Here is a 23330-nt window from a genome sequence, read left to right on the forward strand (position 1 = left end):
GTGGCGGTGGGTGAGGGACGTGCGGGTACGGCGGCCGCGTCAGTCGGTGACGACGGCGAGCAGCGCACCGACCTCGACCTGCTGCCCCGTACGGGCGGGCAGGGACGTGAGGGTGCCGGCCGCGGGCGCGGTGATCTTGTGCTCCATCTTCATGGCCTCCAGCCACAGCAGCGGCTGGCCGGCCGCGACCCGGTCCCCCTCGGCGAGGCCGTCCGCGATCCGTACGACGGTGCCGGGCATCGGGGCGAGCAGCGAGCCGGGCTCCGTACGGGCGGCGGGGTCGGGGAAGCGGGGCAGCGCGGTGAAGGCGCGGGCACCGGACGGCGCGTCGACATGGACCCGGTCGCCGTAGCGGGCGACGGTGAACCGCCGCCGCAGGCCGTCGACTTCGAGCACCACCGCGTCCGGCGCCAGGGAGCGGAGCCGGACGCCGGGGAAGTCCTCGGCGTCCAGGCCGTCGCGCCCGAGCCGGTAGCGGACCGGATACGCCGGGTGCCCGTCACCGGCCCGCGCATAGGTCTTGACCTGCGGGCCGGACGGGACGTTGCGGAAGCCCCCGAAGCGGGAGCGGCCGTGCGCGTCGGCGAGGGCCGCGGCCAGCGCGTACACCGCGTCGCCGGCCGGCTCGGGCGCGGTGAGGGCGGCGAGGTGGCGGTCGTAGAAGCCGGTGTCCAGTCCGGTGGCGCCGGCGAACTCCGGGTGCCGCAACGTCCGCACCAGCAGGTCCCGGTTGGTGACCGGCCCGTGGATGCGGGCCCGCTCCAGGGCGCCCGCCAGCTTCCGTACGGCCTCCTGGCGGGTCGGCGCCCAGGCGATCACCTTGGCCAGCATCGGGTCGTAGTGGACGGTGACGGTGTCCCCGTCGGTGACGCCGGAGTCCAGCCGTACGCCGTCCGGCAGCGCCAGCCGGTGCACGGTCCCGGTCTGCGGCTGCCAGCCGGCCGCCGGGTCCTCCGCGTAGAGCCGCGCCTCCACGGCGTGCCCGTGCGGCTCGGGAAGTTCGGCGGGCAGCGGCCGGCCCTCCGCGATGCTCAGCTGGAGGGCCACCAGGTCGATCCGGTAGATCTCCTCGGTGACCGGGTGCTCCACCTGGAGCCGGGTGTTCATCTCCAGGAAGTAGGCGCGCCCGTCGGCCGAGACCAGGAACTCGACGGTTCCCGCGCCCCGGTAGCCGATGGCGCGCGCTGCCTGGGCGGCGGCCCGGTGCAGGGTGTCGCGCAGCGCGTCGGGCAGTCCGGGGGCCGGGGCCTCCTCGATGACCTTCTGGTGGCGCCGCTGGAGCGAGCAGTCGCGGGTGCCGAGCGTCCACACCGCGCCGTGCGCATCGGCGAGGACCTGCACCTCGACGTGCCGCCCGCCCTCCACATACGGCTCGACGAAGACCTCCCCGTCCCCGAAGGCCGCCGCGGCCTCCGCCCGCGCCGACGCCAACTCCCCCTCCAGGGCGCCCAGTTCGCGCACAACCCGCATCCCGCGCCCACCGCCCCCGGCCGCCGCCTTCACCAGCAGCGGCAGCTCGTCGGCGGTGGCGGAGGACGGGTCGACGGGGGCGAGCAGCGGCACCCCGGCCGCCGCCATCAGCTCCTTGGCGCGGGTCTTGGAGGCCATCGCCGCGATGGCGGCGGGCGGCGGCCCGATCCAGCACAGGCCCGCGTCCGCCACCGTGGCGGCGAACTCCTCGCTCTCGGACAGGAACCCGTACCCCGGGTGGACGGCGTCCGCCCCGGCCGCCAGCGCCGCCTTCACGATCAGATCGCCGCGCAGATACGTGTCGGCCGGCGCATCGCCGGGAAGCCGCACCGCCGTGTCCGCCTCCCGTACGTGCGGGGCGTCCGCGTCCGCGTCGGAGTGCACCGCGACGGTCGCGATGCCCAGTTCGCGGCAGGTACGGAAGACCCGGCGGGCGATCTCCCCCCGGTTGGCCACCAGCACCGAACGGATCACCGTGCGCCCCTCCACCGCAGAATCGACCACTCTCATCGGAACCTCACATCCGGAAGACGCCGAAGCCGCCCCGCGCGCCCTCGACCGGCGCGGTGTGGAGGGCGGACAGACACAGGCCGAGGACGGTACGGGTGTCGCGCGGGTCGATGACGCCGTCGTCGTACAGCCGCCCGGACAGGAACATCGGCAGCGACTCGGACTCGATCTGCTGCTCCACCATGGCGCGCAGCCCCGCATCCGCCTCCTGGTCGTACGGCTGCCCCTTCGCCGCCGCCGAGGCGCGCGCCACGATGGACAGCACGCCGGCCAGCTGCTGCGGCCCCATCACGGCGGATTTGGCGCTCGGCCAGGCGAACAGGAACCGGGGGTCGTACGCCCGCCCGCACATCCCGTAGTGCCCGGCCCCGTACGAGGCACCCATCAGCACGGACAGATGCGGCACCCGCGAATTCGACACCGCATTGATCATCATCGCGCCGTGCTTGATGATCCCGCCCTGCTCGTACTCCTTGCCGACCATATAACCCGTGGTGTTGTGCAGGAACAGCAACGGAATATCCCGCTGGTTCGCCAACTGGACGAACTGCGCCGCCTTTTGGGACTCCGCGCTGAAAAGCACCCCCTGCGCGTTGGCGAGGATCCCGACCGGATAGCCGTGCAACTCCGCCCAACCGGTGGCCAGACTGGCCCCGTACAGCGGTTTGAACTCGTCGAAATCCGAGCCGTCCACGATCCGGGCGATGACCTCACGCGGATCGAACGGCGCCCTGAGGTCGCCGGGGACGATCCCCAGCAGCTCCTCCTCGTCGTACTTCGGCGGCGCCACCGGCCCCGGATCACCCTGCGCCTTGCGCCAGTTGAGCCGCGCCATGACCCGCCGCGCCTGCCGCAGCGCATCCGGCTCGTCCACCGCGAAGTAGTCCGCGAGCCCGGAGGTCCGGGCGTGCATCTCGGCACCGCCCAGCGACTCGTCGTCGCTCTCCTCCCCGGTCGCCATCTTCACCAGCGGCGGCCCGCCGAGAAAGACCTTGGCCCGCTCCTTCACCATGATCACGTGGTCCGACATCCCCGGTACATAGGCACCACCGGCCGTGGAATTCCCGAACACCACGGCCACCGTCGGAATCCCCGCCGCCGACAGCCGCGTCAGGTCCTTGAACAGCGCCCCGCCCGGAATGAAGATCTCCTTCTGGCTCGGCAGATCGGCACCGCCCGATTCCACCAGACTGACCACCGGCAGCCGATTGGCACACGCGATCTCGTTCGCCCGCAGGGCCTTCTTCAGCGTCCACGGATTGCTCGCCCCGCCGCGTACGGTCGGGTCGTTGGCGGTGATCAGGCACTCCACGCCCTCGACCACCCCGATCCCGGTGACCAGCGAGGCGCCCACCGCGTATTCGCTCCCCCAGCCCGCCAGCGGCGACAGCTCCAGAAAGGGCGTATCGGGGTCCAGCAGCAGCTCGATCCGCTCCCGGGCGAGCAGCTTCCCCCTCCTGCGGTGCCGGTCGACGTACTTCTCCCCGCCCCCCGCGACCGCCCTGGCGTGCTCGGCCGCCACCTCCCCCAGCTTCTCCAGCATCGCCGCACGCCGCTCGGCGTACTCGGCGCCGGCCGTATCCAGCGCACTCCCGAGGACGGTCACAACAATTCCTCCGGTATCTCCAGATGGCGGGAGCGCAGCCACTCCCCCAGCGCCTTGGCCTGCGGATCGAACCGCGCCTGCGAGGCGACGCCCTCCCCCAGCAGCCCCTCCACCGTGAAATTCAGCGCCCGAAGATTCCCCAGCACATGCCGTTCAACGACCAACTCGGCTGTCTCCGGGAGCAGTTGCCGGAACCGCTCCACCGTCAGCTCATGCGCCAGCCACCGCCAGGCGGCGTCCGTACGGACCCACACCCCCACATTCGCCGAGCCGCCCTTGTCACCACTCCGGGCCCCCGCCACCGCCCCCAGAGGAGCCCGCCGGGTGGGCCCGGTCGGCAGCGGAACGGGCAACTCCCCCACGAGGGACGGGCCGTCCACCACGCGCACCGACCCCGCCGCCGGAATCTCCACCCGCCGCCCGTCCGGCAGCACCGCCACCTGCGGCACCTCCGCCGCCGCGACGTACTCCGCCGCGAAGACCCCGTACGGCGAGCCCTTGCCGGGCGGCGCCGTCACATGGAACCCGGGATAACTGGCCAGCGCCAGTTCCACCGCCGCGCCGCTGACCGCCCGCCCGACGGCCTCGGGATCCGGATCCCGTACGACGAGCCGCAGCAGCGCGCTCGCCTCCTCCTGGACGCCCGCGTCGGCGTGATCCGTCCGCGCGAGCGTCCACCGCACCTGCGCCGGACGGCGCCCGGCCCGCTCCAGCGCATCCTCGAACTGCCCCCGCACCAGCGCCGCCTTGGCCTCGATGTCGAGCCCGGTGAGCACGAACACGACCTCGTTGCGCCAGCCGCCCATACGGGTCAGCCCCACCTTCAGCGTCGGGGGCGGCGCCTCGCCCCGTACGTCACCGATCCGCACCCGGTCCGGACCGTCCTGCGTCAGCCGTACGCTGTCCAGCCGCGCCGTCACATCGGGCCCCAAGTAGCGCGGCCCGCCGGTCTCGTACAACAGCTGGGCGGTGACGGTACCGACGGTGACGGCGCCCCCGGTCCCGGGGTGCTTGGTGATCACGGCGCTGCCGTCCGCATGGATCTCGGCCAGCGGAAACCCGGGCCGCCGCACATCGTGCTCCCCGAAGAACGCGTAGTTCCCACCCGTCGCCTGCGTCCCGCACTCCAGCACATGCCCCGCGACGACCGCGCCCGCCAGCCGGTCGTAGTCGTCCGGCCCCCAGCCGAAGTGCGCCGCGGCCGGCCCGGTGACCAGCGCCGCGTCCGTCACCCGCCCGGACACCACCACGTCCGCACCGGCCCGCAGACACTCCGCGATCCCCGCCCCACCGAGGTACGCGTTGGCGGTGAGCACCCCCTCGCCCCACCCCCGGCCCGCCACGTCATCGCCCTCGACATGCGCGACCCGCACCGAAACCCCGACCCGCTCCCCCAACTCCCGTACGGACTCCGCCAGTCCGGCCGGGTTCAGCCCACCCGCATTCGCAACGATCTTCACACCCCGCTCGACGGCGAGCCCGAGACCCTCCTCCAGCTGCCGCAGAAACGTCTTGGCGTACCCCAGGCGCGGATCCTTCAGCCGGTCCCGGCCGAGGATCAGCATCGTCAGCTCGGCGAGATAGTCCCCGGTCAGCACGTCCAGCGGCCCACCGGTCAGCATCTCCCGTACGGCGTCGAACCGGTCGCCGTAGAACCCGGACGCGTTCCCGATCCGCAGCGGCTCCGCCACCCCCGGCTCCGTCATCGCCGCACCCCGCCCGGCGCCCGCCCCGGCCCCGCCGGCCCGGCGAAGGACTGCGCGATGTCCAGCCACCGGTCCGCATCCGCCCCCGTCGCCACGACGGAGACATCGTCCCGATGTACCCGCTGCGTCACCAGCAGGCAGAAGTCCAGCGCCGTCCCGGTCACCCGCTGCGCCGCGCCCTCCGGCCCGAACGTCCACACCTCCCCGTCAGGGGCGGCCAACTCCACCCGGAACTCCTCTGCCGGCGGCGTCAGCCCGCGCACCGCATACGCGTAGTCCCTGGCCCGCACCCCGATCCGCGCCACATGCCGCAACCGCGCCGTCGGCACCCGCCGCGCACCCAGCGCATCCGCCACGTCCTGCCCGTGCGCCCAGGTCTCCATCAATCGGCCCGTGGCGACCGACGCCACGCTCATCGGCGGTCCGTACCACGGGAGTTTGGCGCCCGCCGGCTGCGCGGCCAGCACCCGCTGCAACTCCGCACGCCCCGCCCGCCACCGGTCCAGCAACTCGGCAGGAGCCAATCGGGCCCCACGCTCCGCCCCTTCGTCCACAAAGGTCTCCGGCGAGGCAAGCGCCGTCCGCACCTCCTCCGCGAACCCGCCCGGATCCACGGCGGACTGCACCGCCCGCTCATCCGTCCACGCGAGGTGCGCGATCTGGTGCGCGATGGTCCACCCGGCGGCCGGCGTCGCCCGCCCCCACTCCTCTTCCGGGAGCCCCGCCACCAGCCCGTCCAGCTCCTCACCCTCGGCCCGCAGGTCCTCAAGGACCTCCCGAACCTCCCGCGGATCGGCCATCCTGCGCTCTCCTCGTCGACGCCATAGCCCATGTCCCCTGAGGGAAGGGCGCGTTGAGTGCTGCGGTGCGGGTTCCGAGGGTGGCAGCGCGCCCAGAAACAATCAAGCACGCATGCATGATTTTTTGCCAGAGATCACCGTGTCATCCGGTTGGCCCAGCCGTTGCACAGCGTGAACCTCCGTCGCCGGAGCCCCCGTTGAACTCCCTCGCCCGGTTCAGCTTCCCCGCCCGGGCGGGGGTACCTCACTCCGCCGAGGCGACGTGGCGGAGGAAGGCGGACCAGGCGGCGGGCAGCACGGAGAGGCGCGGGCCCGCCGTGCGCTTCGAGTCGCGTATATGCACGTGAGCGGTGCCGGGACCGACCGCAACCTCGACACATTCACCGCCGGCCGAGCCGCTGTAGCTCGACTTTCGCCAGGTCAGTTCGCTGCTCATGCCTACCCTGCCAACTTCTCGATGAATTTGATGGATTCCCCGGTGGACAGGGCCTGCGTACGGATCATTCCATAGCGCCTCATCAGGTCTCCGACCTCCTTTCGGTCAGAGACGAGCTGGCTCCTCGCGTGCCCCTCCACATAGCCCAGCATGCGCAGCTCGGGCATCTCCACCAAGACCAATGGACCGTCGATGCACGGGTGTTCCGCAGCGTCTGTCGGCATGACCTGGAGCGAGACGTTGCGCAGCTGTAGCCGCTCCAAGACCGTCGCCATCTGCTCCCATCGTGTGAGACGCGTACCCAAGCCGCCTCCCCAGCTCTTCCCGACTCAGTTCGGCCAGCTCCCTGAAGAGCTTCAGCTGCCCGCCGAACACACGCAGCGCCACCGACGCCCGCTCCCCACCACCGTCTGTATTCACCATGCCTCCTCAGGTACAGCTACGAACACTGTCCGTATGCGCGCCATTACTGTGCAGGCTAGGCGCGGACGCCGACCATAGGGGCCATGAACCAGAAAAAGCCCTCATCCGGGGACAGCCCATTGGCCCAAGGTCGAGTCGCCGCACAGGAGTTGGCGGCCGCGCTCACCTCCGCAGGGTTCACTTTCCCCTCCCTCCGGGGCGACTTTCCCGTAACGAACCGGGCGCACGTTCAGCTCGGCGGGGTATCCGCAACCGAAGCATTCCGACTCGCCGCATGGATTCGGGAACGGACGGAAACACGGGGACGGAAGCCGTGAAGATCAGCCCCCGCCGGATGACACTCTCGGTATACCGGGTTTCGGCGGTCGGTGACCGTATCCCGATCCGCCAGGTCGTCGTACGAAGCGACGACCCCTGGCAGGTCATCGACGACGCTCCGGGCCGCTATCCACCGTGCCGGTGCCCCAGTTGCGGGCCGGGTGGCAGACGGGAAAATGGTGACTAACTACAGGAGCCTAGCCCGCGGTTACCGTTTCTCGCCGCCTGGCACGGGCGGCTTCCTGCGCCAGCTGGACTGCTGCCGAAACCTGCCACCCGAGGGCTCACGAGGGACGCACCGCCGCAAACACACGAGCGGTTGGAGAAAAAGATGGCTCGGGCCACCGGAAAGTTCGGAAAACTCGGTCCCCAATTCCCCGTCGAGATAAGGGATTTCACGGAATACCAGACGGTTCCGCTACCTACCCCGCCGCCGACCGTCTACTGGGAGAAAAACGTCAGTATCTGGCCGATGGACGGCAACGACCAGTACGGCGACTGCACCATGGCCGCCGCCGCACACGCGATCCAGTCCTGGAACGCCCAGACCACCGAGGACCTGACGGTCCCGACCGAGCAGCAGGTCGTCCAGGAGTATCTGCAGCTGTCCGGCGGGCAGGACACCGGACTGGTCGAGTCCAATGTGCTCAAGACCTGGCAGAACGGGGGCCTGTGGGGCAACCGCGTGGTGGCGTACGCCCCGGTGAACGTCCACGACCTGAACGCGATCCGGCAGACCATCGCGCTCTTCGGCGCCGTCTACGCCGGCATCCAGGTACCGGCCAACGCCCAGCAGCAGTTCCGCGACGGCAAGCCGTGGACGCTGGATCCCGGCTGGCAGGAGCAGCCGATCGAGGGCGGGCACGCGATCCCGTTGCTCGGCTACGACGCGGACTACCTCTACGCGATCACCTGGGGCGCGGTCCAGCCGATCGCCTGGGACTGGTGGTCCACGTACTCCGACGAGGCATGGGCCGTGCTGTCGGAGGAGTACGAGGAGAAGGGCACGGTCAACGGCATCGACCTGGCGACGCTGAAGCAGGACCTGCAGAAGGTCTGAACACAGCGGAACACGCTCGCACCCCGGTGGGACGGCCCCACCGGGGTGCGGTCGGCGACGGCGCAGGGCCGGAGGGATGTACCGGAGTGCGCCCGCAGGACCTGGAGCGAACGCCGGGGTAGTCCTCATCTACGTACCAGATGCGCCCGCGCCGAGGACGGACTCCGGTGCAGCCCTCCGGCCCCCCACCACCGGGCAGCAACCGAGGCCACGCCAGCCCCCACAGAGGCAACGCCAGCGGGAACACCCCTCAGCGCCGACGAGACCCGCTCAGCACCGCACCCGCACTCGCCACCACCACCAACCCGATGGCGACCAACTCCACCCACCCCAACGACTGGTGCAGCACCAGGAATCCAGCGGTGGCCGCCGCGGCCGGCTCCAGGCTCATCATGACCGCGAAGCCGGAGGCGGGAAGCTTGCGCAGGGCCAGCAGCTCCAGCGTGTACGGCATCACCGAGGACATCAGCGCCACCGCCGCCCCCAGTCCCAGCGTGACCGGGTCGAGCAGCGCCGACCCCGCGCTGAAGGCTCCGAGCGGCAGACTGAGCAGCGCCGCGACCGTCATGGCCAGCGCCAGCCCGTCGGCCTGCGGGAACCGCTGTCCGGTACGGGCCGACAGCAGGATGTACGCGGCCCAGAGCCCGCCCGCCGCCAGCGCACACCCGGCCCCGAGCGGATTCAGCCCGTCGAACCCGGCACGCCCCAGCAGCACGACGCCGCCCAGCGCCAGCGCCGCCCACAGCACGCTCAGCAGCCGCCGCGACGTGGCGACCGACAGGATCAGCGGACCGAGAAATTCCAGCGTGACCGCCGCGCCCAGGGGGATGCGGTCAATGGCCTGATAGAAGAGCGAGTTCATGCCGACGAGTGCGACGCCGAAGGCGAGGACCGTGGCCCAGTCGCCCCGCGTGTAGCCGCGTACCTTCGGCCGGCAGGCGATCAGCAGCACCAACGAAGCCACGACCAGCCGCAGCGTGACGACGCCCAGCGCACCGACCCGCGGGAACAGCAGCACCGCCACCGACGACCCGAACTGCAGCGTGACGATCCCGCCGATCACCAGCGCCACCGACCCGAGCCGGGCACGCGCCCCCGCGGGCCCCGCGGCCCCGGCCTCCACCTCGGCGATCAGCACCTCGGGCGAGGCCGGCACCGGCTGCGGTATCGCACCATCGGCTATCGCACCGGCGGAACCGGAGGAAGCCCCGGACGAAGAAGACACAGACGAAGAAGACACAGAGGCAGAGGAGACGGACGTGGCCGGGAAGGAGCCGTCGGAACCGGCGGGCGATGCGTTCACACCCCCACGCTACGGCCCGCCTTCCGGCACGTGAAATGCCATTTTCCCCGTTGTTATGCTCCGCACACATGAGCATCGAGCTGCGCCATCTCCGCTGCTTTCTCGCCATCGCCGACACCCTCAGCGTGACCCGCGCCGCCGAACGCCTGCACCTGACCCAGCCCGCCGTCTCCCGTACGCTCCGGCAACTGGAGCAGGACCTCGGCGTGCGCCTCGTCGACCGCTCCACCCACCACCTCGCCCTCACCCCGGACGGCCTCGCCTTCCGCGACCAGGCCGCCATCGCGGTCACCGCCTTCGACCGGGCCCTCGGCCACGCCCGCCGTAGCGGCTGGCCGCTGCGCCTGGGCCACGCCTGGTCCGCGGCCGGTACGGACACCACCGCGCTGCTCCGCCGCTGGCACGAGAAGCACCCGGGCACCCCCCTCGAACTCCTCCGCATCGACGACCGCACGGCCGGCCTCGCCCGCGGCGACGTGGACGCGGCCCTGCTGCGCGGCGAGGTCCGCGTCCCCGGACTGATCACCGAGCAGCTGACGACGGAGCCCCGGGTGGCCGGCCTCCCCGCCGACGACCCGCTGGCCGGCCGCCCCGCGCTCTCCCTGACCGACCTCGCCGACCGCACCCTCGCCCTCAACACGGTCTCCGGGACCACCACCCTCGACCTGTGGCCCACCACGGCCCGCCCCGCCGCGACGATCACCATCGGCAACACGGACGACTGGCTCGCCGCGATCACGGGCGGCCGCGCCATCGGCGTCACCACGTCGGCCACCGCCGAGATGCACCCGCACCCGTCGATGGCGTACGTCCCGCTGACCGACGCCCCACCCGTCCCGGTCGTGATCGCCTGGCGCGACGGCCCGGGACACCCGCGCATCCCGGACCTGGTGGCCCTGGCCCACGAGGTGATGGGCCGCCGCCACACCGCACCGAACGCCACCTAGGGCAGTTCGCGAGCGGCACCCTCCTCCGGACCCTCCTCCCCACCAGGCGCCAACCCCTCCACCAACCCCTCCGCCAGCACCTCCGCCAGATGCCGTCCCCGCCGCGCCCCGAGCTGGTCGAGCTGGGTGCGGCAGGAGAAGCCGTCCGCGAGGATCTCCGCGTCCGGGGCGGCGCCTCGCACCGCCGGCAGGAGCTGTTCCTCGGCGCACGTCACGGACACGTCGTAATGCCCGCGCTCGAAGCCGAAGTTGCCGGCCAGGCCGCAGCAGCCGCCGCTCAACTCGCCGCTCAGCCCGGCCCGTTCCCGCAGCCGTCGGTCGGCGGCGTCGCCGAGGACGGCGTGCTGGTGGCAGTGGGTCTGGCCGGCGACCGGGCGGTCGAGGCGGGGCGGGGTCCAGTCGGGGGCCCGTTCCTCCAGGACCTCGGCGAAGGTCCGTACGGAGGCGGCGAGCCGGGCGGCCCGCGGGTCATCGTCGCCGGCGAGCAGCTCCGGCAGGTCCGTACGGAGGGCGGCGGCGCAGCTCGGTTCGAGGACGACGAGCGGGAGGCCGCCCTGCAGCAGCGGTTCGAGGACGTCGACGGTGCGGCGCATGACGGCCCGCGCGCGGTCGAGCTGGCCGGTGGAGACGTAGGTCAGGCCGCAGCACAGGGCGGGGCGGCGCAGCCGGGAGAGGGGGAGGGCGTGGCCCGCGGGGCGGACGGGGGTGGCGGGCGGGAGCAGTGGGCGCAGCCCGGCGTCCTCCAGGACGCTTACGGCGGCGCGGCCGACCTGCGGGGAGAGGTAGTTGGTGAAGGTGTCGGGCCAGAGGAGGACGGTGCGGTCGGCGGCATGGCCGCCGCCTCCTTGCCCCGCCTGCCCCGCCTTCAGCCGGTTCCACCACCACCGGCTGAACGTTTCGGTGGCCAGGGCCGGGATCGTCCGCTCGGGGGCGATCCCGGCGACGCGCCGGGCGACGGCGGCCAGCGGCGTGCGGGCGAGGGCGTTGAGGAGCGGTGCGGCGGGGGCGGCGGCGCGCAGCCACTGCGGGAGGCGGCCGAGCGCGTAGTGGGCGGCGGGGCGGATCCGGCCCGCGTAGTGGTGGTGCAGGAACTCGGCCTTGTAGGTGGCCATGTCGACGCCCACGGGACAGTCGCTGCGGCAGCCCTTGCAGGACAGGCAGAGGTCGAGCGCGTCGCGTACTTCCGGGGAGCGCCAGCCGTCCGTGACGACCTCGCCGGCCAGCATCTCGTGCAGCAGCCGGGCCCGCCCGCGGGTCGAGTGCTGCTCCTCACCGGTGGCGCGGAACGAGGGGCACATCACGTCGGCGGAGCCCGGACCGACCGCGCTCGTCCGGCACTTGGCGACGCCGACGCAGCGGCGTACGGCCGCGGAGAAGTCGCCGTTGTCGTGGGGATAGCCGAACTCGACCGGGACGGGGCGCTGGGGGAGCACGGCGAAGCGGAGGTTCTCGTCGAGCCGGGCGGGGCGTACCAGCATGCCGGGGTTGAGGCCGGCGGCCGGGTCCCAAAGGTCCTTGAACCGGCCGAAGAGGCCGACCAGTTCGTCGCCGTACATCTTGGGGAGGAGTTCGGCGCGGGCCTGGCCGTCGCCGTGTTCGCCGGAGAGCGAGCCGCCGTGGGCGACCACCAACGCGCCGAGATCGTAGGAGAATTCGCGGAAACGGCGGATGCCGGGGGCGGTCAGCAGGTCGAAGTCGATGCGGACGTGGATGCAGCCGTCGCCGAAGTGGCCGTAGGGGGTGCCGCGCAGCCCGTGCTGGGCGAGCAGGGCGCGGAAGTCCCGTAGATACGGGCCGAGTCGGGCGGGCGGTACGGCGCAGTCCTCCCAGCCGGGCCATGCCTCGCTGCCATCCGGGAGGCGGGTCGCGGTGCCGGACGCGTCCTCGCGGATGCGCCACAGCGCGCGCTGTCCGGCCGGGTCGGCGACCACCGTGTGGCCGGTGGCGCCGTCCGCGGCGGCCGCCCGGCACAGCTCCTCGGCCCGTGCGGTCGCCTCGGCCCGGCTCTCCCCGCCCATCTCCCCGAACAGCCAGGCGCCGCCCTTCGGCAGCCCGGTGGCATCGCCGACCAGGTCGGCGGCCATGCCCTCGACGGTCAGCGGCCCGTGCGGCAGCAGGGTGTGCGCGGCCTCGGCGGCGGCGCTCTCGTCGGGGTAGGCGAGCACGGCGAGCACCCGCGCCGCCGGGGTGTCGACGAGCCGTACGGTGGCCTCCGTGACGACCCCGAGGGTGCCCTCGCTGCCGGTGAGGGCGCGGGCGAGGTCGGTGCCGGCCTCCGGGAGCAGCGCGTCCAGCGCGTATCCGGAGATCCGGCGCGGGAGGCCGGTGGGGTAGCCGGTCCGCAGCAGCGCCAACTCCCCGTCCACCAGGGCCCTTACGCCGTCCCGCAGGCGGGGCGGCAGTCCGGTGGGGCGGCCGGCGGCGTCCGTGCCGCGGCCGGCCCGTACTGCTTCGCCGCCGTAGGTCAGCAGCTCCAGCTCGTGGACGTTGTCGGCGGTGGTGCCCCAGGCCACCGAGTGCGATCCGCAGGAGTTGTTGCCGATCATGCCGCCCAGGGTGCAGCGGCTGTGGGTGGAGGGGTCGGGCCCGAAGGTGAGGCCGTGGGGGGCGGCGGCGGCCCGCAGGTCGTCCAGGATGACGCCCGGCTGGACGACGGCCGTACGGGCTTCGGGGTCCAGCGACACGATCCGGCGCAGATGGCGGGTGAAGTCGAGGACCACGCCGGTGCCGGTCGCCTGACCGGCGATGCTGGTGCCGCCGCCGCGCGGCACCACGGGGACGCCGCGCTCCCGGCACACCCGCAGCGCCGCCGCGACGTCCTCGGCGTCCCGGGGCGCGACCACCGCGTCCGGGACCCGCCGGTAGTTGGACGCGTCCATCGTCATCAGGGCCCGGTCGGCGGCGGTGGCCGAGACCTCGCCCCGTACCGCCGCGGCCAGTTCGCGCGCCAGGTCCGCCCGGTCGGTCTGCCGCCCGCTCCAGCCGCCCGTGCTCGATCCGTCGCCGTTCCGCTTGTCCGTCTCCGTGCGATCAGCCATGACTCCAGGGTGCCCGGAAGGGGCGGGGGTCGATCAAGGGCTGTGGATAACAGTGTCGCCGCCTAGCACAGTGTCACTGCTTAGCATGGAACGCATGAGCGACGACACATCCGGTGGCACGTCCCACCACACGGCCCACCACACCTCTCACCACCCGTCGGACGATGCCTCCCCCTGGCAGCCGCACCGGTCGTCCGGCAGTGCGTCGTCGCTGGACACGCTGCGCCGCGCGGCCCGGTGGGAGACGCTCGCCATCCTCGTGGCGCTGCTCGTCCTGGCGGCCGTCTTCAGCTAGCCGTACGGGGGCGGTCGGCACCGGCCGGCCGTTCGGGCGGAAGACGTACCCGCGGCGGGCATGCGGGCCGCCGGCGTACGGGCAGACGGCGTACGGGCAGACGGCGTAGGGGAGTTCACGCCCCGTACGGGTGGAAGCGGAAGACGTTCGCCGGGTCGTGGGTGGCCTTGAGGGCGGCCAGTCGCGCCCGGTCCGCCGCACCGTGGGCGCTGCGCGCCACCTCCGCCGCGTCCGCCCGGTCCCGCTGCGCGCCGAAGAGGAAGTTCACGCTCCGGCCGAGCCGCCAGGGCGCGACCGCCGCCAGCGCCTCGGCGTGCACCGCCCGTACGGTCGCCAGGTCCGCCTCCGGGTCGACGGTGCCCAGCGGCGACAGCAGCCGCAGCGCGAACCGCGCGTCCCGGTGGCCGACCGCAGCGGTCCCGGTCGCCAGCGCACCGCCCAGGTGGTTCAGCTGGACCACGACCATCACCGGCGCGGCCGGCCCGGTCAGTTCGGCCACCCGGCGCAGCGCTGCCGCGTCCAGGCCGCTGAGCAGTGCGTTGTCGCCGTTGTAGGGGTGCGGATCGCTCGGGTCGCGGTGGATGGTGTGCGACTCGGCGTACGGCATCTCGCGCAGGTCGTCGCTGATCGCCGGGCCCAGTGCGCGCAGCGGCGCCACCAGCCGCTCGCCCTCCTCGGCGCTCCCCGTGTACGCGATGCGGATCTGGAGGAGATGGCGCCCGCGCAGCGGCGCGGGCAGCTGCGGGAGGTCGGGGTAGACGATCAGCGCGAGGGACGAGGTCAGCTCGTCGGGGACGGTGTCGGTCCAGCGCAGATACGCCTCCAGCGCGTCCTCGATCTGCGCGCCGCCGAAGACGAGTTGCCCACCGTAGAGCCGGGCCACCGGCACCAGCCCGAACTCCATCGCGGTCACCACCCCCAGGCCGTGTCCGCCGCCGAGCAGGCCGCGGAAGAGGTCGGGTTCGTGGTCGGCGGTGACCCGCACCCGGCGCGCGTCGGCGGTGACCAGCTCGACGGCCCGCACCTGGTCGGCGGCGTACCCGTAGGTGCGGGCCAGCACCCCGACGCCGCCGCCGAGGGTGTACGAGACGACCCCGACCCCGGGGGACGAGCCGTTGAGGGGCGCGAGCCCGTGGGGAGCCGCCGCCTCGACGACCTGCCCCCAGACGGCGCCCGCCTCGACCCGCGCGGTGCGCGTCGCCGGGTCCACCCGCACCCCGGCCATCCGCCGGGTGCTGATCAGCAGTCCGCCGTCGGTCGCGGCGGACAGCCCGTGCCCGGTGGCCTGGACGGCGACCGGCAGTCCCTGCGCGCGGGCGAAGCCGACCGCGGCCGCGACGTCCGCGGCGTCCACCGCCCCGACGACGACCGCCGGCCGGTGCCGGTACGCGGCCTGGAACCCGGAGCGCTCGGCGTCGTAGCCCGCGTCCCCGGGGACCAGGACGGGGCCGCCGACCCGCGCCACGAGGGCGGCCAGGGCGGCGGGGTCGAGCGGGGCGGGGGCGTCGGCGGTGGCGGCAGCGGCGGGGCGGGGCTGGGCGAGAAGCTCTTCGGTCGTCATGCACCGCACTCTGGAGCAATAACCTGACACCTGCCGTCATATATGGAAGACACCTGCCGTCAGGCAGGGAACGGCCCCCGGAAGCGGGCGGCGCGGGCCGCGAACCCGGCTGTCAACCAGGGACGGAGCCCGGCTATAAACCGGGAGTGAAGTCCGACCGCCTGCTCTCGATCCTGCTGCTCCTCCAGACCCGCGGCCGGGTCCCGGCCAGTGAACTCGCCACGCGCCTGGAGGTCTCCACCCGGACCGTCTACCGCGACGTCGAGTCGCTGTCGGCGGCCGGTGTGCCGGTCTACGCCGAACGCGGGCGGCACGGCGGGATCGCGCTGCTGCCCGGCTTCCGCACGGACGTGACGGGGATGACCACCGACGAGGCCCGCGCGCTGTTCATCCTGGCCGCGCAGGGCGCGCACACCGCCCTCGGCCTGGACGGCGCGCTGGGCTCGGCGCTGCGCAAGGTGATGGCGGCGCTGCCGGCCCCGCACCGCCCGGCCGCCGAACTCGCCGGCCGCCGCATCCTGGTGGACCCGGACCGCTGGATGAGCGGGCCGCGCCCCGCCGTCGACCTGGACGAGCTGCACACCGCCGTCTTCACCGACCAGCGGCTGCGGATCCGCTACCGGCACGGCGGCCAGACGGCGTTGCGCACCTACACCGTCGACCCGTACGGCCTGGTCGCCAAGGCCGGCACCTGGTACCTGGTCGCCGACCGGCGCGGCCGGCCGCGGCTGTTCCGGGCCGACCGGGTGGCGTCGGCGGCCCTCACCGACGCCCCGGTGCGGCGCCGGCCGGGCGTGGAACTCACGGACGTCTGGCAGGTGCTGCGCCGCGAGGTGGAGGAGCGGCCGGCGGACGTCCGCATCACCGCCCGGATCCGCCCGGACCGGCTGGATCTGGCCGTACGGATCCTGGGCGGGGCGCTGACCGGGCCGCCGCGCACCGACGACCCGGAGGGGGACGGCTGGGCCGTCATCGAGCTGGCGTACCCGGTGCTCCCCGCCGTCCGCCAACTGCTCCAGTTCGGCGACACCCTCGAAGTCCTGCACCCGCCCGAGGCCCGCCGGGTCCTGGCCCGCGCCGCGGCCGACCTCACCGCCCTCTACGCGGCGGACGCCCCGGCCCCGTGAGCGCCGCCCCGGCCGCTTTCCCACCCGTCCACACTCCGGCCGCACGTCATCTCATCCGCTGGACGCGGCCTCCGGGCCCGGCCGGACCCTTTAGGCTTCCTCCGTGGCTGATATCCAGATCCCCGCTGACATCAAGCCCGCCGACGGACGGTTCGGCGCGGGCCCCTCCAAGGTGCGTACGGAGGCGCTCGACGCCCTCGCCGCCACCGGTTCCTCTCTTCTCGGCACGTCCCACCGCCAGGCCCCGGTCAAGAACCTGGTCGGCAAGGTGCGCGACGGCGTGCGCGACCTCTTCCAGCTGCCCGAGGGCTACGAGGTCGTCCTCGGCAACGGCGGTTCCACCGCGTTCTGGGACATCGCGACGCACGGCCTGATCGAGAACAAGTCGCAGCACCTGTCCTTCGGCGAGTTCTCCTCGAAGTTCGCCAAGGCCGCCAAGCTGGCGCCGTGGCTCGCCGAGCCCACCGTCATCTCCGCCGACCCGGGCAGCCACCCGGAGCCGCGGGCCGAGGCGGGCGTGGACGTCTACGCCTTCACCCACAACGAGACCTCCACCGGTGTCGCCGCCCCCATCCGCCGGGTGCCCGGCGCGGACGAGGGCGCCCTGGTCCTGGTCGACGCCACCTCCGGCGCCGGCGGCCTCCCCGTCGACATCGCCCAGACCGACGTCTACTACTTCGCCCCGCAGAAGTCCTTCGCCTCGGACGGCGGCCTGTGGCTCGGGGTGTTCTCCCCCGCCGCCCTGGAGCGCGCCCGCGCCGTCCACGCGTCCGGCCGCCACGTCCCGGAGTTCTTCTCGCTGCCCACGGCGATCGACAACTCCCTCAAGAACCAGACGTACAACACCCCGTCGCTGGCCACCCTCTTCCTGCTCAACGAGCAGCTGGAGTGGATCAACGGCCAGGGCGGCCTGGACTGGGCGGTCGGCCGCACCGCCGCCTCGTCGCGCACCCTCTACGGCTGGGCCGAGGACTCCAAGTACGCCACCCCGTTCGTCACCGACCCGGCGAAGCGCTCGCAGGTCATCGGCACGATCGACTTCAACGACGACATCGACGCCGCGGCGGTCGCCAAGGCGCTGCGCGCCAACGGCATCGTCGACACCGAGCCCTACCGCAAGCTCGGCCGCAACCAGCTGCGCATCGCGATGTTCCCGGCGATCGACCCGTCGGACGTCGAGGCCCTGACGGCCTGCGTCGACTACGTGATCGGCCAGCTGTAGCAGCACCGCACCGCATTGACGACGGGCCCCGGCGGACGACCGCCGGGGCCCGTCGCCGTCGTCCGGCAACCCCCGCCGCCGGCACCGCAGTTGCGCGGGCCGGGGGCGCGGCGTCCCCGAACGGACGCACCACGGCGTGACGAACCGGGACGTTTGTGCCTCCATGGAGGGCATGACGATTCCTCCCATCCCCGGCCTCGCCCCCTTCGAGCGGCAGGGGACGATCCTGCTCACGACGTACAAGCGGGACGGCACCGGCGTCGGCACGCCGGTGAGCATCGCGGTGGACGGCGACCACGCCTACTTCCGCACCTTCGGCAGCGCCTGGAAGGTCAGGCGGATGCGGAACTTCCCCGAGGTGGAGATCCGCGCCGCCACCTGGCGCGGGCGGCCCACCGGGCCGGTGCTGCGGGCGCGGGCCCGGCTGCTCGACCCGCAGACCCGCGAATACCGGCGTGCCGAGCGGTCGTTGACGCGCAAGTACCCGCTGACCCACGGGCTGCTGGTGCCGCTGGTGCACCGGCTGAAACGGGAGCGGACGCTCCACTACGAGCTGCGGCTGATCGAGGGGGAGGAGGCGTGGCCAGCGTCACGTACCCGGCGGTAGCGTTGTCGGCCATCATGGCCGGATGAGGATCATGTGCGTCGGCGACTCGATGACGATCGGCAGCGCCGGCGATTTCACGTGGCGCTACCGGATGTGGCAGCACCTGAACGCGTCCTGCCCCGCCCCGTTCCGCATCGTCGGGCCGCGCCACACACTGCATGACCCGGCCACCGACACCCCCGCCTCGTCCGCGTACGGCGACCCGGACTTCCCGCAGGACGCCCGCCGGCACCTCGCCGGGTGGGGCGAGGGCTGGCTGCACATGGCGCCGCTGATCGGCGACGCGGTGCGCGCGCACGACGCGGACACCCTGCTGGTCTCGCTCGGCCTGATCGACCTCGGCTTCTACACGAACGCGGAGCAGACCGCCGAGAACGTGCGGCGCTTCGTGGCCGGGGCGCGGGCGGCGGCGCCGCACATACGGGCGGTGCTGCTGCCCGTGATACCGAACGTGCGGGCCACGGCGGACCCGGACTTCGGCGCGCAGTGCGCCCGCTTCAACGAGCTGCTGGCGAAGGCGGTCGCCGATCTGTCCGCGCCCGGCTCGCCGCTGCTGCTGGCCTCCGAGCCGGCCGGCTGGGAGATCGACCGCGCCACGTACGACGGGACGCATCCGTCGGCGTTCGGGGAGCACCTGCTGGCTGGGGCGTTCGCCGACGCGATGCACCAGGCGTGGGGCGTCGGCGGCCCGTACGCCGGATAGCGCGGCCGGCCGTCCGGACCGCAACTCCCCCTCCCGCGTCCTTGCTTCGAGCGCACTCCAGCGACTTGGCTGGTCGACCATGGAGTACACGCAGCTCGGACGCACCGGACTCAAGGTCAGCCGACTCGTCCTCGGGACGATGAACTTCGGCCCGCAGACCGACGAGGCCGAGAGTCACGGCATCATGGACGCCGCCCTGGACGCGGGCGTCAACTTCTTCGACACCGCCAACGTCTACGGATGGGGCGAGAACAAGGGCCGCACGGAGGAGATCATCGGCTCGTGGTTCGCCAAGGGCGGCGGACGGCGGGACCGGACCGTGCTGGCCACGAAGGTGTACGGCAACATGGGCCCGGACGGCGGGCCGGCCTGGCCCAACCACGACAAGCTCTCGGCGCTCAACATCCGGCGGGCGGTGGACGCCAGCCTCCGGCGTCTGGGCACCGACCACATCGACCTCTACCAGTTCCACCACGTCGACCGGAACACGCCCTGGGACGAGATCTGGCAGGCCGTCGACGTCCTCGTCCAGCAGGGGAAGATCCTCTACGCGGGCTCGTCCAACCACGCGGGCTGGCACCTCGCCCGCGCCAACGAGACGGCCGCCCGCCGGGGTTCGTACGGCCTGGTCAGCGAGCAGTGCCTCTACAACCTCGCGGAGCGGCGGGCCGAGATGGAGGTCATCCCGGCGGCCGAGGGCTACGGCCTGGGGGTGATCCCGTGGTCGCCGCTGCACGGCGGGCTGCTGGGCGGGGCGCTGCGCAAGGAGCGCGAGGGCGGCGGCGCCCGGTCGACCGGCGGCCGGGCCGCCGACGCGCTCACCGACCCGGCGACCCGGGCGCAGATCCAGGCGTACGAGGACCTGCTCGACAAGCACGGGCTGGAGCCCGGCGAGGTGGCGCTGGCCTGGCTGCTGACCCGCCCCGGGGTGACCGGGCCGATCGTCGGGCCGCGGACCGCGGACCAGCTCGCCTCCGCCCTGCGGGCCCTGGAGCTGGCCCTGTCCAAGGAGCTGCTGGCCTCCCTGGACGAGATCTTCCCGGGGCCGGGCCCGTCGCCGGAGGCGTTCGCCTGGTGACGCGCCTGGTGAGCGGTGCCGCCCCGCGGATGCGCTGAGCGGGCGGCCGGCGGCCGGTGCCCACCGGCCGCCGTACGCCTGTCGCGCGTCCGCGGCGCAGGTCAGTGCAGCGCCGCCGCCACGACCACGACGACGAGCAGTACGGCGAGCAGACCGGACATGATCCGGTTACGGGTTTTGGGATCCACCCGTCGAGCCTAACCGGCGGCCGACGGCGGCCTTCAGCCGCCCAGCCGCCAGGACGCCACCGCCTCGTAGCGGGGCTGGTTGCCGGGCCCCGGGGCCAGCGGGTGGCTGCGGACCAGGGCGACGTCGGCGACCGTCCAGGGGCTGCTCGCGAAGTCGGCGAGGGCGGTGGCGTACGGGGCGAGGTCCAGCCCGCCGGTGCGGTTGCGGGCGAGGGTGAGGTGCGGGGTGTACGGGCGGTGCTCCTCCATCCGTACGCCCGCCCGGCGGCCGGCCGCCGCGGCCGAGTCCGCGAGGTGGCGCATCGCGGGGCGGTCGCCGTCCGCCCCGGCCCACACCACCCGGTCGCCGAACCGGCCGCCGCCGGCGATCCGCAGCCCGTAGGGGTCGTGCCGGTGGGCGGCGCGGGCCAGCCGCTCGTGGAGGCCGGGGAGCAGGTCCTCGGCCACCTCACCGTAGAAGGCGAGGGTGAAGTGCCAGCCGTCGCGTCCGGTCCAGCGCAGCCGGTCGGCGTCCGGCAGCCGCTTCAACACGGCCACTTCCGCGGCCAGTTGGTCGAGGGCGGGGGCGGGCGGCAGGACGGCGGCGAAGAGTCTCATGGGGCCAGTGTTGCCCAGCGGCGGCGGCGCGGCCGGTTTCCGCGCCGCCGCCCCACCGGTCACCGGCCGCTCAGGCCGCGGCGGCCAGCTCCTTCTCCGAGGACGTCTCCCCCGGGCCGACCCGCGGGACGAACGCCACGTGCCGGTGACCGCGCCGCAGGTCTATCCGCAGCCGCAGTCCGCCCACCCTGGCGAGGGCCAGGCCGACCAGCGCCGCGGCGGCCATCGAGACCACGCCGCCGGCGAGGAAGCCGATCCGGGGGCCGTACGCGTCGGTGACCCAGCCGACCACCGGCGCGCCGAGCGGCGTACCGCCCATGAAGACCATCATGAACAGGCTCATCACCCGGCCGCGCATCGCCGGGTCGGTGGCCATCTGGACGCTGGAGTTCGCGGTCACGTTGATCGTCAGGCCGACCAGCCCGATGGGCGCGAGCAGCGCCGCGAAGATCCAGAAGGACGGGGACAGCGCGGCGGCGATCTCCAGCAGGCCGAAGAGCAGCGCCGCGCCGACCAGCATCCGCAGCCGGGAGCCGGCCCGCCGCGCGGCGAGCAGCGCGCCGATCAGCGAACCGGCCGCCATCAGACCGTTGAACAGTGCGTACGTACCGGCCCCGGCGTGGAAGACCTTGTAGACGAACGCGGTCAGCCAGATCGGGAAGTTGAAGCCGAAGGTCCCGATGAAGCCGACCAGGACGATCGGCCAGATCAGCTCGGGGCGGCCGGAGACGTAGCGCAGGCCCTCCCGCAACTGCCCCTTGCTGCGCGGGACCCGGTCGACCTTGTGGAGTTCGGCGGTGCGCATCATCAGCAGCCCGGTGATCGGCGCGATGAAGGAGAGGCCGTTGAAGAGGAAGGCCCAGCCGCTGCCGAGGGCGGTGATCAGCACACCGGCGACGGCCGGCCCGATGAGCCGGGCGGACTGGAAGTTGGCGGAGTTGAGGCTGACGGCGTTGCGCAGTTCATCCTGGCCGACCATCTCGGAGACGAACGCCTGCCGGGCCGGGTTGTCGACGACGGTGACCAGCCCGAGGAGGAAGGCCACCAAGTAGACGTGCCAGACCTGCACATGGCCGCTGAGCGTGAGGACGGCGAGGGCCAGTCCGGTCAGTCCCATCGCGGACTGGGTGCAGAACAGCAGCTTGCGCTTGGCGAAGCGGTCGGTGAGGACACCGCCGTAGAGGCCGAAGAGCAGCATCGGGAGGAACTGCAGGGCGGTGGTGATGCCGACGGCGCCGGAGGAGCCAGTGAGGCTGAGCACCAGCCAGTCCTGGGCGATGCGCTGCATCCAGGTGCCGGTGTTGGAGACCACCTGACCGGTGGCGAAGAGGCGGTAGTTGCGTATGCGGAGCGAGCTGAACGTGCCCTTGCGCGGTGTGGCGGCGGGGCCTGCGGCGATACCGGGGGCCGTGGTGGGGCCCGGGGCGGTCGCGGTCGCGTCGTCGGTGACCGTGTCGTCGTGGGAGTTCGGTGCGGGGGCGGAGTGTGCTCCGGATCCCGTACTCAAAGTGGGTTCGCCTCCTCGGCCTGGTGCGTTACAACTGTGCGAGTTTCTCCAGTACGGGCGCGGCGGCCCGCACCTTCGCCCACTCGTCCGCGTCCAGCCCGGAGGCCAGGTCGGCGAGCCAGGCGTTGCGCTTGCGGCGGCTCTCTTCGAGCATCGCCTCGGCCTGTTCGGTCTGGGTGACGACCTTCTGGCGGCGGTCGTCGGGGTGTGCTTCGAGCCGGACCAGTCCCTTGGCCTCCAGCATCGCCACGATGCGGGTCATCGACGGCGGCTGCACATGCTCCTTGCGGGCCAGTTCGCCGGGCGTGGCCCGGCCGCACCGGGCGAGGGTGCCGAGCACCGACATCTCGGTGGGGCTCAGCGACTCGTCGACCCGCTGGTGCTTGAGGCGGCGGGACAGGCGCATGACGGCGGACCGCAGTGCGTTCACGGCGTCAGCGTCGTCGCCGATGGACAGTTCCGGCATGGTCGTTAGCATAACTCATTACCCTCTCTAAGTAAAGCGTCGGTTTACGGCCACGACGGATCGCTCACCGGATCACCCATATGAGTGAGGACGCTGCGGAAAGGGACACACCTGACCGCCTGGTGCGGGGACCGTGTCCGTATGGGATCGAGAGTGCTCAGCCTGCGCGTGGACGGGGAGCTGCTGGAGCGCATTCGGCAGCACGCCGCAAAACGCGGAATGAGCGTCCAGGACTATGTGGTCCGGACGCTCATCCGCGATGACTTCGACGAACGGTTCAAGACGTCGGTCGACGAGACCGAGCGGCTGGGCTGCTGGGGGCCGGCCGCCGGCCCGTCATGACGAGCCGCGACCCCAGGGCC

General features: G+C 72.9%; 21 protein-coding genes. 9 read left to right on the forward strand and 12 right to left on the reverse strand.

Annotated features, from left to right (window positions below):
* Positions 1 to 39 precede the first annotated feature (39 nt).
* The 6 genes from GR130_RS35590 to GR130_RS35615 form a co-directional block, all read right to left on the reverse strand.
* A complete protein-coding gene (locus tag GR130_RS35590; protein ID WP_201305248.1) occupies positions 40 to 1944 on the reverse strand; it encodes an acetyl/propionyl/methylcrotonyl-CoA carboxylase subunit alpha in 1905 nt (634 codons plus the stop codon).
* A 43-nt stretch (positions 1945 to 1987) separates the two neighbouring features.
* Positions 1988 to 3586, reverse strand: coding sequence for an acyl-CoA carboxylase subunit beta (locus GR130_RS35595; RefSeq protein WP_159508518.1), 1599 nt, complete (start codon positions 3584 to 3586; stop codon positions 1988 to 1990).
* Positions 3583 to 5292, reverse strand: a complete 1710-nt coding sequence (locus GR130_RS35600) for an acyclic terpene utilization AtuA family protein (protein ID WP_236573811.1) — start codon at positions 5290 to 5292, stop codon at positions 3583 to 3585. The genes GR130_RS35595 and GR130_RS35600 overlap by 4 nt, the downstream gene beginning before the upstream one ends.
* Positions 5289 to 6092: a TIGR03084 family metal-binding protein gene (locus tag GR130_RS35605; RefSeq protein ID WP_159508519.1), complete on the reverse strand. Its 804-nt coding sequence runs from the start codon at positions 6090 to 6092 to the stop codon at positions 5289 to 5291. The genes GR130_RS35600 and GR130_RS35605 overlap by 4 nt, the downstream gene beginning before the upstream one ends.
* 244 nt (positions 6093 to 6336) lie before the next feature.
* Positions 6337 to 6528, reverse strand: coding sequence for a DUF397 domain-containing protein (locus GR130_RS35610; RefSeq protein WP_159508520.1), 192 nt, complete (start codon positions 6526 to 6528; stop codon positions 6337 to 6339).
* Between the two features lie 2 nt (positions 6529 to 6530).
* Positions 6531 to 6803 carry a Scr1 family TA system antitoxin-like transcriptional regulator gene (locus tag GR130_RS35615; protein ID WP_159508521.1) on the reverse strand — a complete coding sequence of 91 codons (273 nt, stop codon included), beginning with the start codon at positions 6801 to 6803 and terminating at the stop codon, positions 6531 to 6533.
* Between the two features lie 938 nt (positions 6804 to 7741).
* On the opposite strand from GR130_RS35615, the gene GR130_RS35620 reads away from it, so the two are divergent.
* Positions 7742 to 8329 (forward strand): hypothetical protein, encoded by a 588-nt coding sequence (locus GR130_RS35620; protein ID WP_159508522.1) that lies wholly within the window; start codon positions 7742 to 7744, stop codon positions 8327 to 8329.
* Positions 8330 to 8579: 250 nt separating this feature from the next.
* On the opposite strand, the gene GR130_RS35625 is transcribed toward GR130_RS35620, so the two are convergent.
* Positions 8580 to 9497 carry an EamA family transporter gene (locus tag GR130_RS35625; RefSeq protein WP_443043787.1) on the reverse strand — a complete coding sequence of 306 codons (918 nt, stop codon included), beginning with the start codon at positions 9495 to 9497 and terminating at the stop codon, positions 8580 to 8582.
* Positions 9498 to 9700: 203 nt separating this feature from the next.
* Here GR130_RS35625 and GR130_RS35630 point away from each other — a divergent pair, with 203 nt between their 5' ends.
* Positions 9701 to 10579 (forward strand): LysR family transcriptional regulator, encoded by an 879-nt coding sequence (locus GR130_RS35630; RefSeq protein ID WP_159508523.1) that lies wholly within the window; start codon positions 9701 to 9703, stop codon positions 10577 to 10579.
* Here GR130_RS35630 and GR130_RS35635 read toward each other — a convergent pair.
* The gene (locus GR130_RS35635; protein WP_159508524.1) at positions 10576 to 13617 is read right to left on the reverse strand and encodes an FAD-binding and (Fe-S)-binding domain-containing protein; all 3042 of its coding nucleotides are present in this window, start codon (positions 13615 to 13617) and stop codon (positions 10576 to 10578) included. The genes GR130_RS35630 and GR130_RS35635 overlap by 4 nt on opposite strands.
* A 94-nt stretch (positions 13618 to 13711) precedes the next feature.
* Here GR130_RS35635 and GR130_RS35640 point away from each other — a divergent pair, with 94 nt between their 5' ends.
* Entirely contained in the window at positions 13712 to 13912 is a 201-nt protein-coding gene (locus GR130_RS35640) for a hypothetical protein (protein ID WP_159508525.1), read from the forward strand.
* Positions 13913 to 14027: 115 nt separating this feature from the next.
* Here GR130_RS35640 and GR130_RS35645 read toward each other — a convergent pair whose 3' ends face one another.
* Positions 14028 to 15473, reverse strand: a complete 1446-nt coding sequence (locus GR130_RS35645) for an FAD-binding oxidoreductase (protein ID WP_159508526.1) — start codon at positions 15471 to 15473, stop codon at positions 14028 to 14030.
* Positions 15474 to 15619: 146 nt separating this feature from the next.
* Here GR130_RS35645 and GR130_RS35650 point away from each other — a divergent pair, with 146 nt between their 5' ends.
* The 5 genes from GR130_RS35650 (at position 15620) to GR130_RS35670 (ending at position 20210) form a co-directional block, all read left to right on the forward strand.
* Positions 15620 to 16600: a helix-turn-helix transcriptional regulator gene (locus tag GR130_RS35650; RefSeq protein WP_159508527.1), complete on the forward strand. Its 981-nt coding sequence runs from the start codon at positions 15620 to 15622 to the stop codon at positions 16598 to 16600.
* A gap of 103 nt (positions 16601 to 16703) precedes the next feature.
* On the forward strand, positions 16704 to 17822 hold the full coding sequence (gene serC / locus GR130_RS35655) for a phosphoserine transaminase (protein WP_159508528.1): 1119 nt from the start codon (positions 16704 to 16706) through the stop codon (positions 17820 to 17822).
* Positions 17823 to 17994: 172 nt separating this feature from the next.
* A complete protein-coding gene (locus GR130_RS35660; protein WP_159508529.1) occupies positions 17995 to 18429 on the forward strand; it encodes a PPOX class F420-dependent oxidoreductase in 435 nt (144 codons plus the stop codon).
* A gap of 31 nt (positions 18430 to 18460) precedes the next feature.
* Positions 18461 to 19132, forward strand: a complete 672-nt coding sequence (locus GR130_RS35665; RefSeq protein ID WP_159510433.1) for a GDSL-type esterase/lipase family protein — start codon at positions 18461 to 18463, stop codon at positions 19130 to 19132.
* A 79-nt stretch (positions 19133 to 19211) separates the two neighbouring features.
* Positions 19212 to 20210, forward strand: a complete 999-nt coding sequence (locus GR130_RS35670; protein WP_159508530.1) for an aldo/keto reductase — start codon at positions 19212 to 19214, stop codon at positions 20208 to 20210.
* A 221-nt stretch (positions 20211 to 20431) separates the two neighbouring features.
* Here GR130_RS35670 and thpR read toward each other — a convergent pair whose 3' ends face one another.
* From thpR to GR130_RS35685, 3 genes are all read right to left on the reverse strand, one after another.
* Positions 20432 to 20995, reverse strand: coding sequence for an RNA 2',3'-cyclic phosphodiesterase (thpR, locus tag GR130_RS35675; protein WP_159508531.1), 564 nt, complete (start codon positions 20993 to 20995; stop codon positions 20432 to 20434).
* 70 nt (positions 20996 to 21065) lie between these two features.
* Positions 21066 to 22502, reverse strand: coding sequence for an MFS transporter (locus tag GR130_RS35680; protein ID WP_159508532.1), 1437 nt, complete (start codon positions 22500 to 22502; stop codon positions 21066 to 21068).
* 28 nt (positions 22503 to 22530) lie between these two features.
* A complete protein-coding gene (locus GR130_RS35685; RefSeq protein WP_159508533.1) occupies positions 22531 to 22968 on the reverse strand; it encodes a MarR family winged helix-turn-helix transcriptional regulator in 438 nt (145 codons plus the stop codon).
* A 141-nt stretch (positions 22969 to 23109) separates the two neighbouring features.
* On the opposite strand from GR130_RS35685, the gene GR130_RS35690 reads away from it, so the two are divergent.
* Positions 23110 to 23310, forward strand: a complete 201-nt coding sequence (locus GR130_RS35690) for a ribbon-helix-helix protein, CopG family (protein ID WP_159508534.1) — start codon at positions 23110 to 23112, stop codon at positions 23308 to 23310.
* Positions 23311 to 23330 lie beyond the last annotated feature (20 nt).

This window comes from Streptomyces sp. GS7, from assembly GCF_009834125.1.
Classification (GTDB): domain Bacteria; phylum Actinomycetota; class Actinomycetes; order Streptomycetales; family Streptomycetaceae; genus Streptomyces.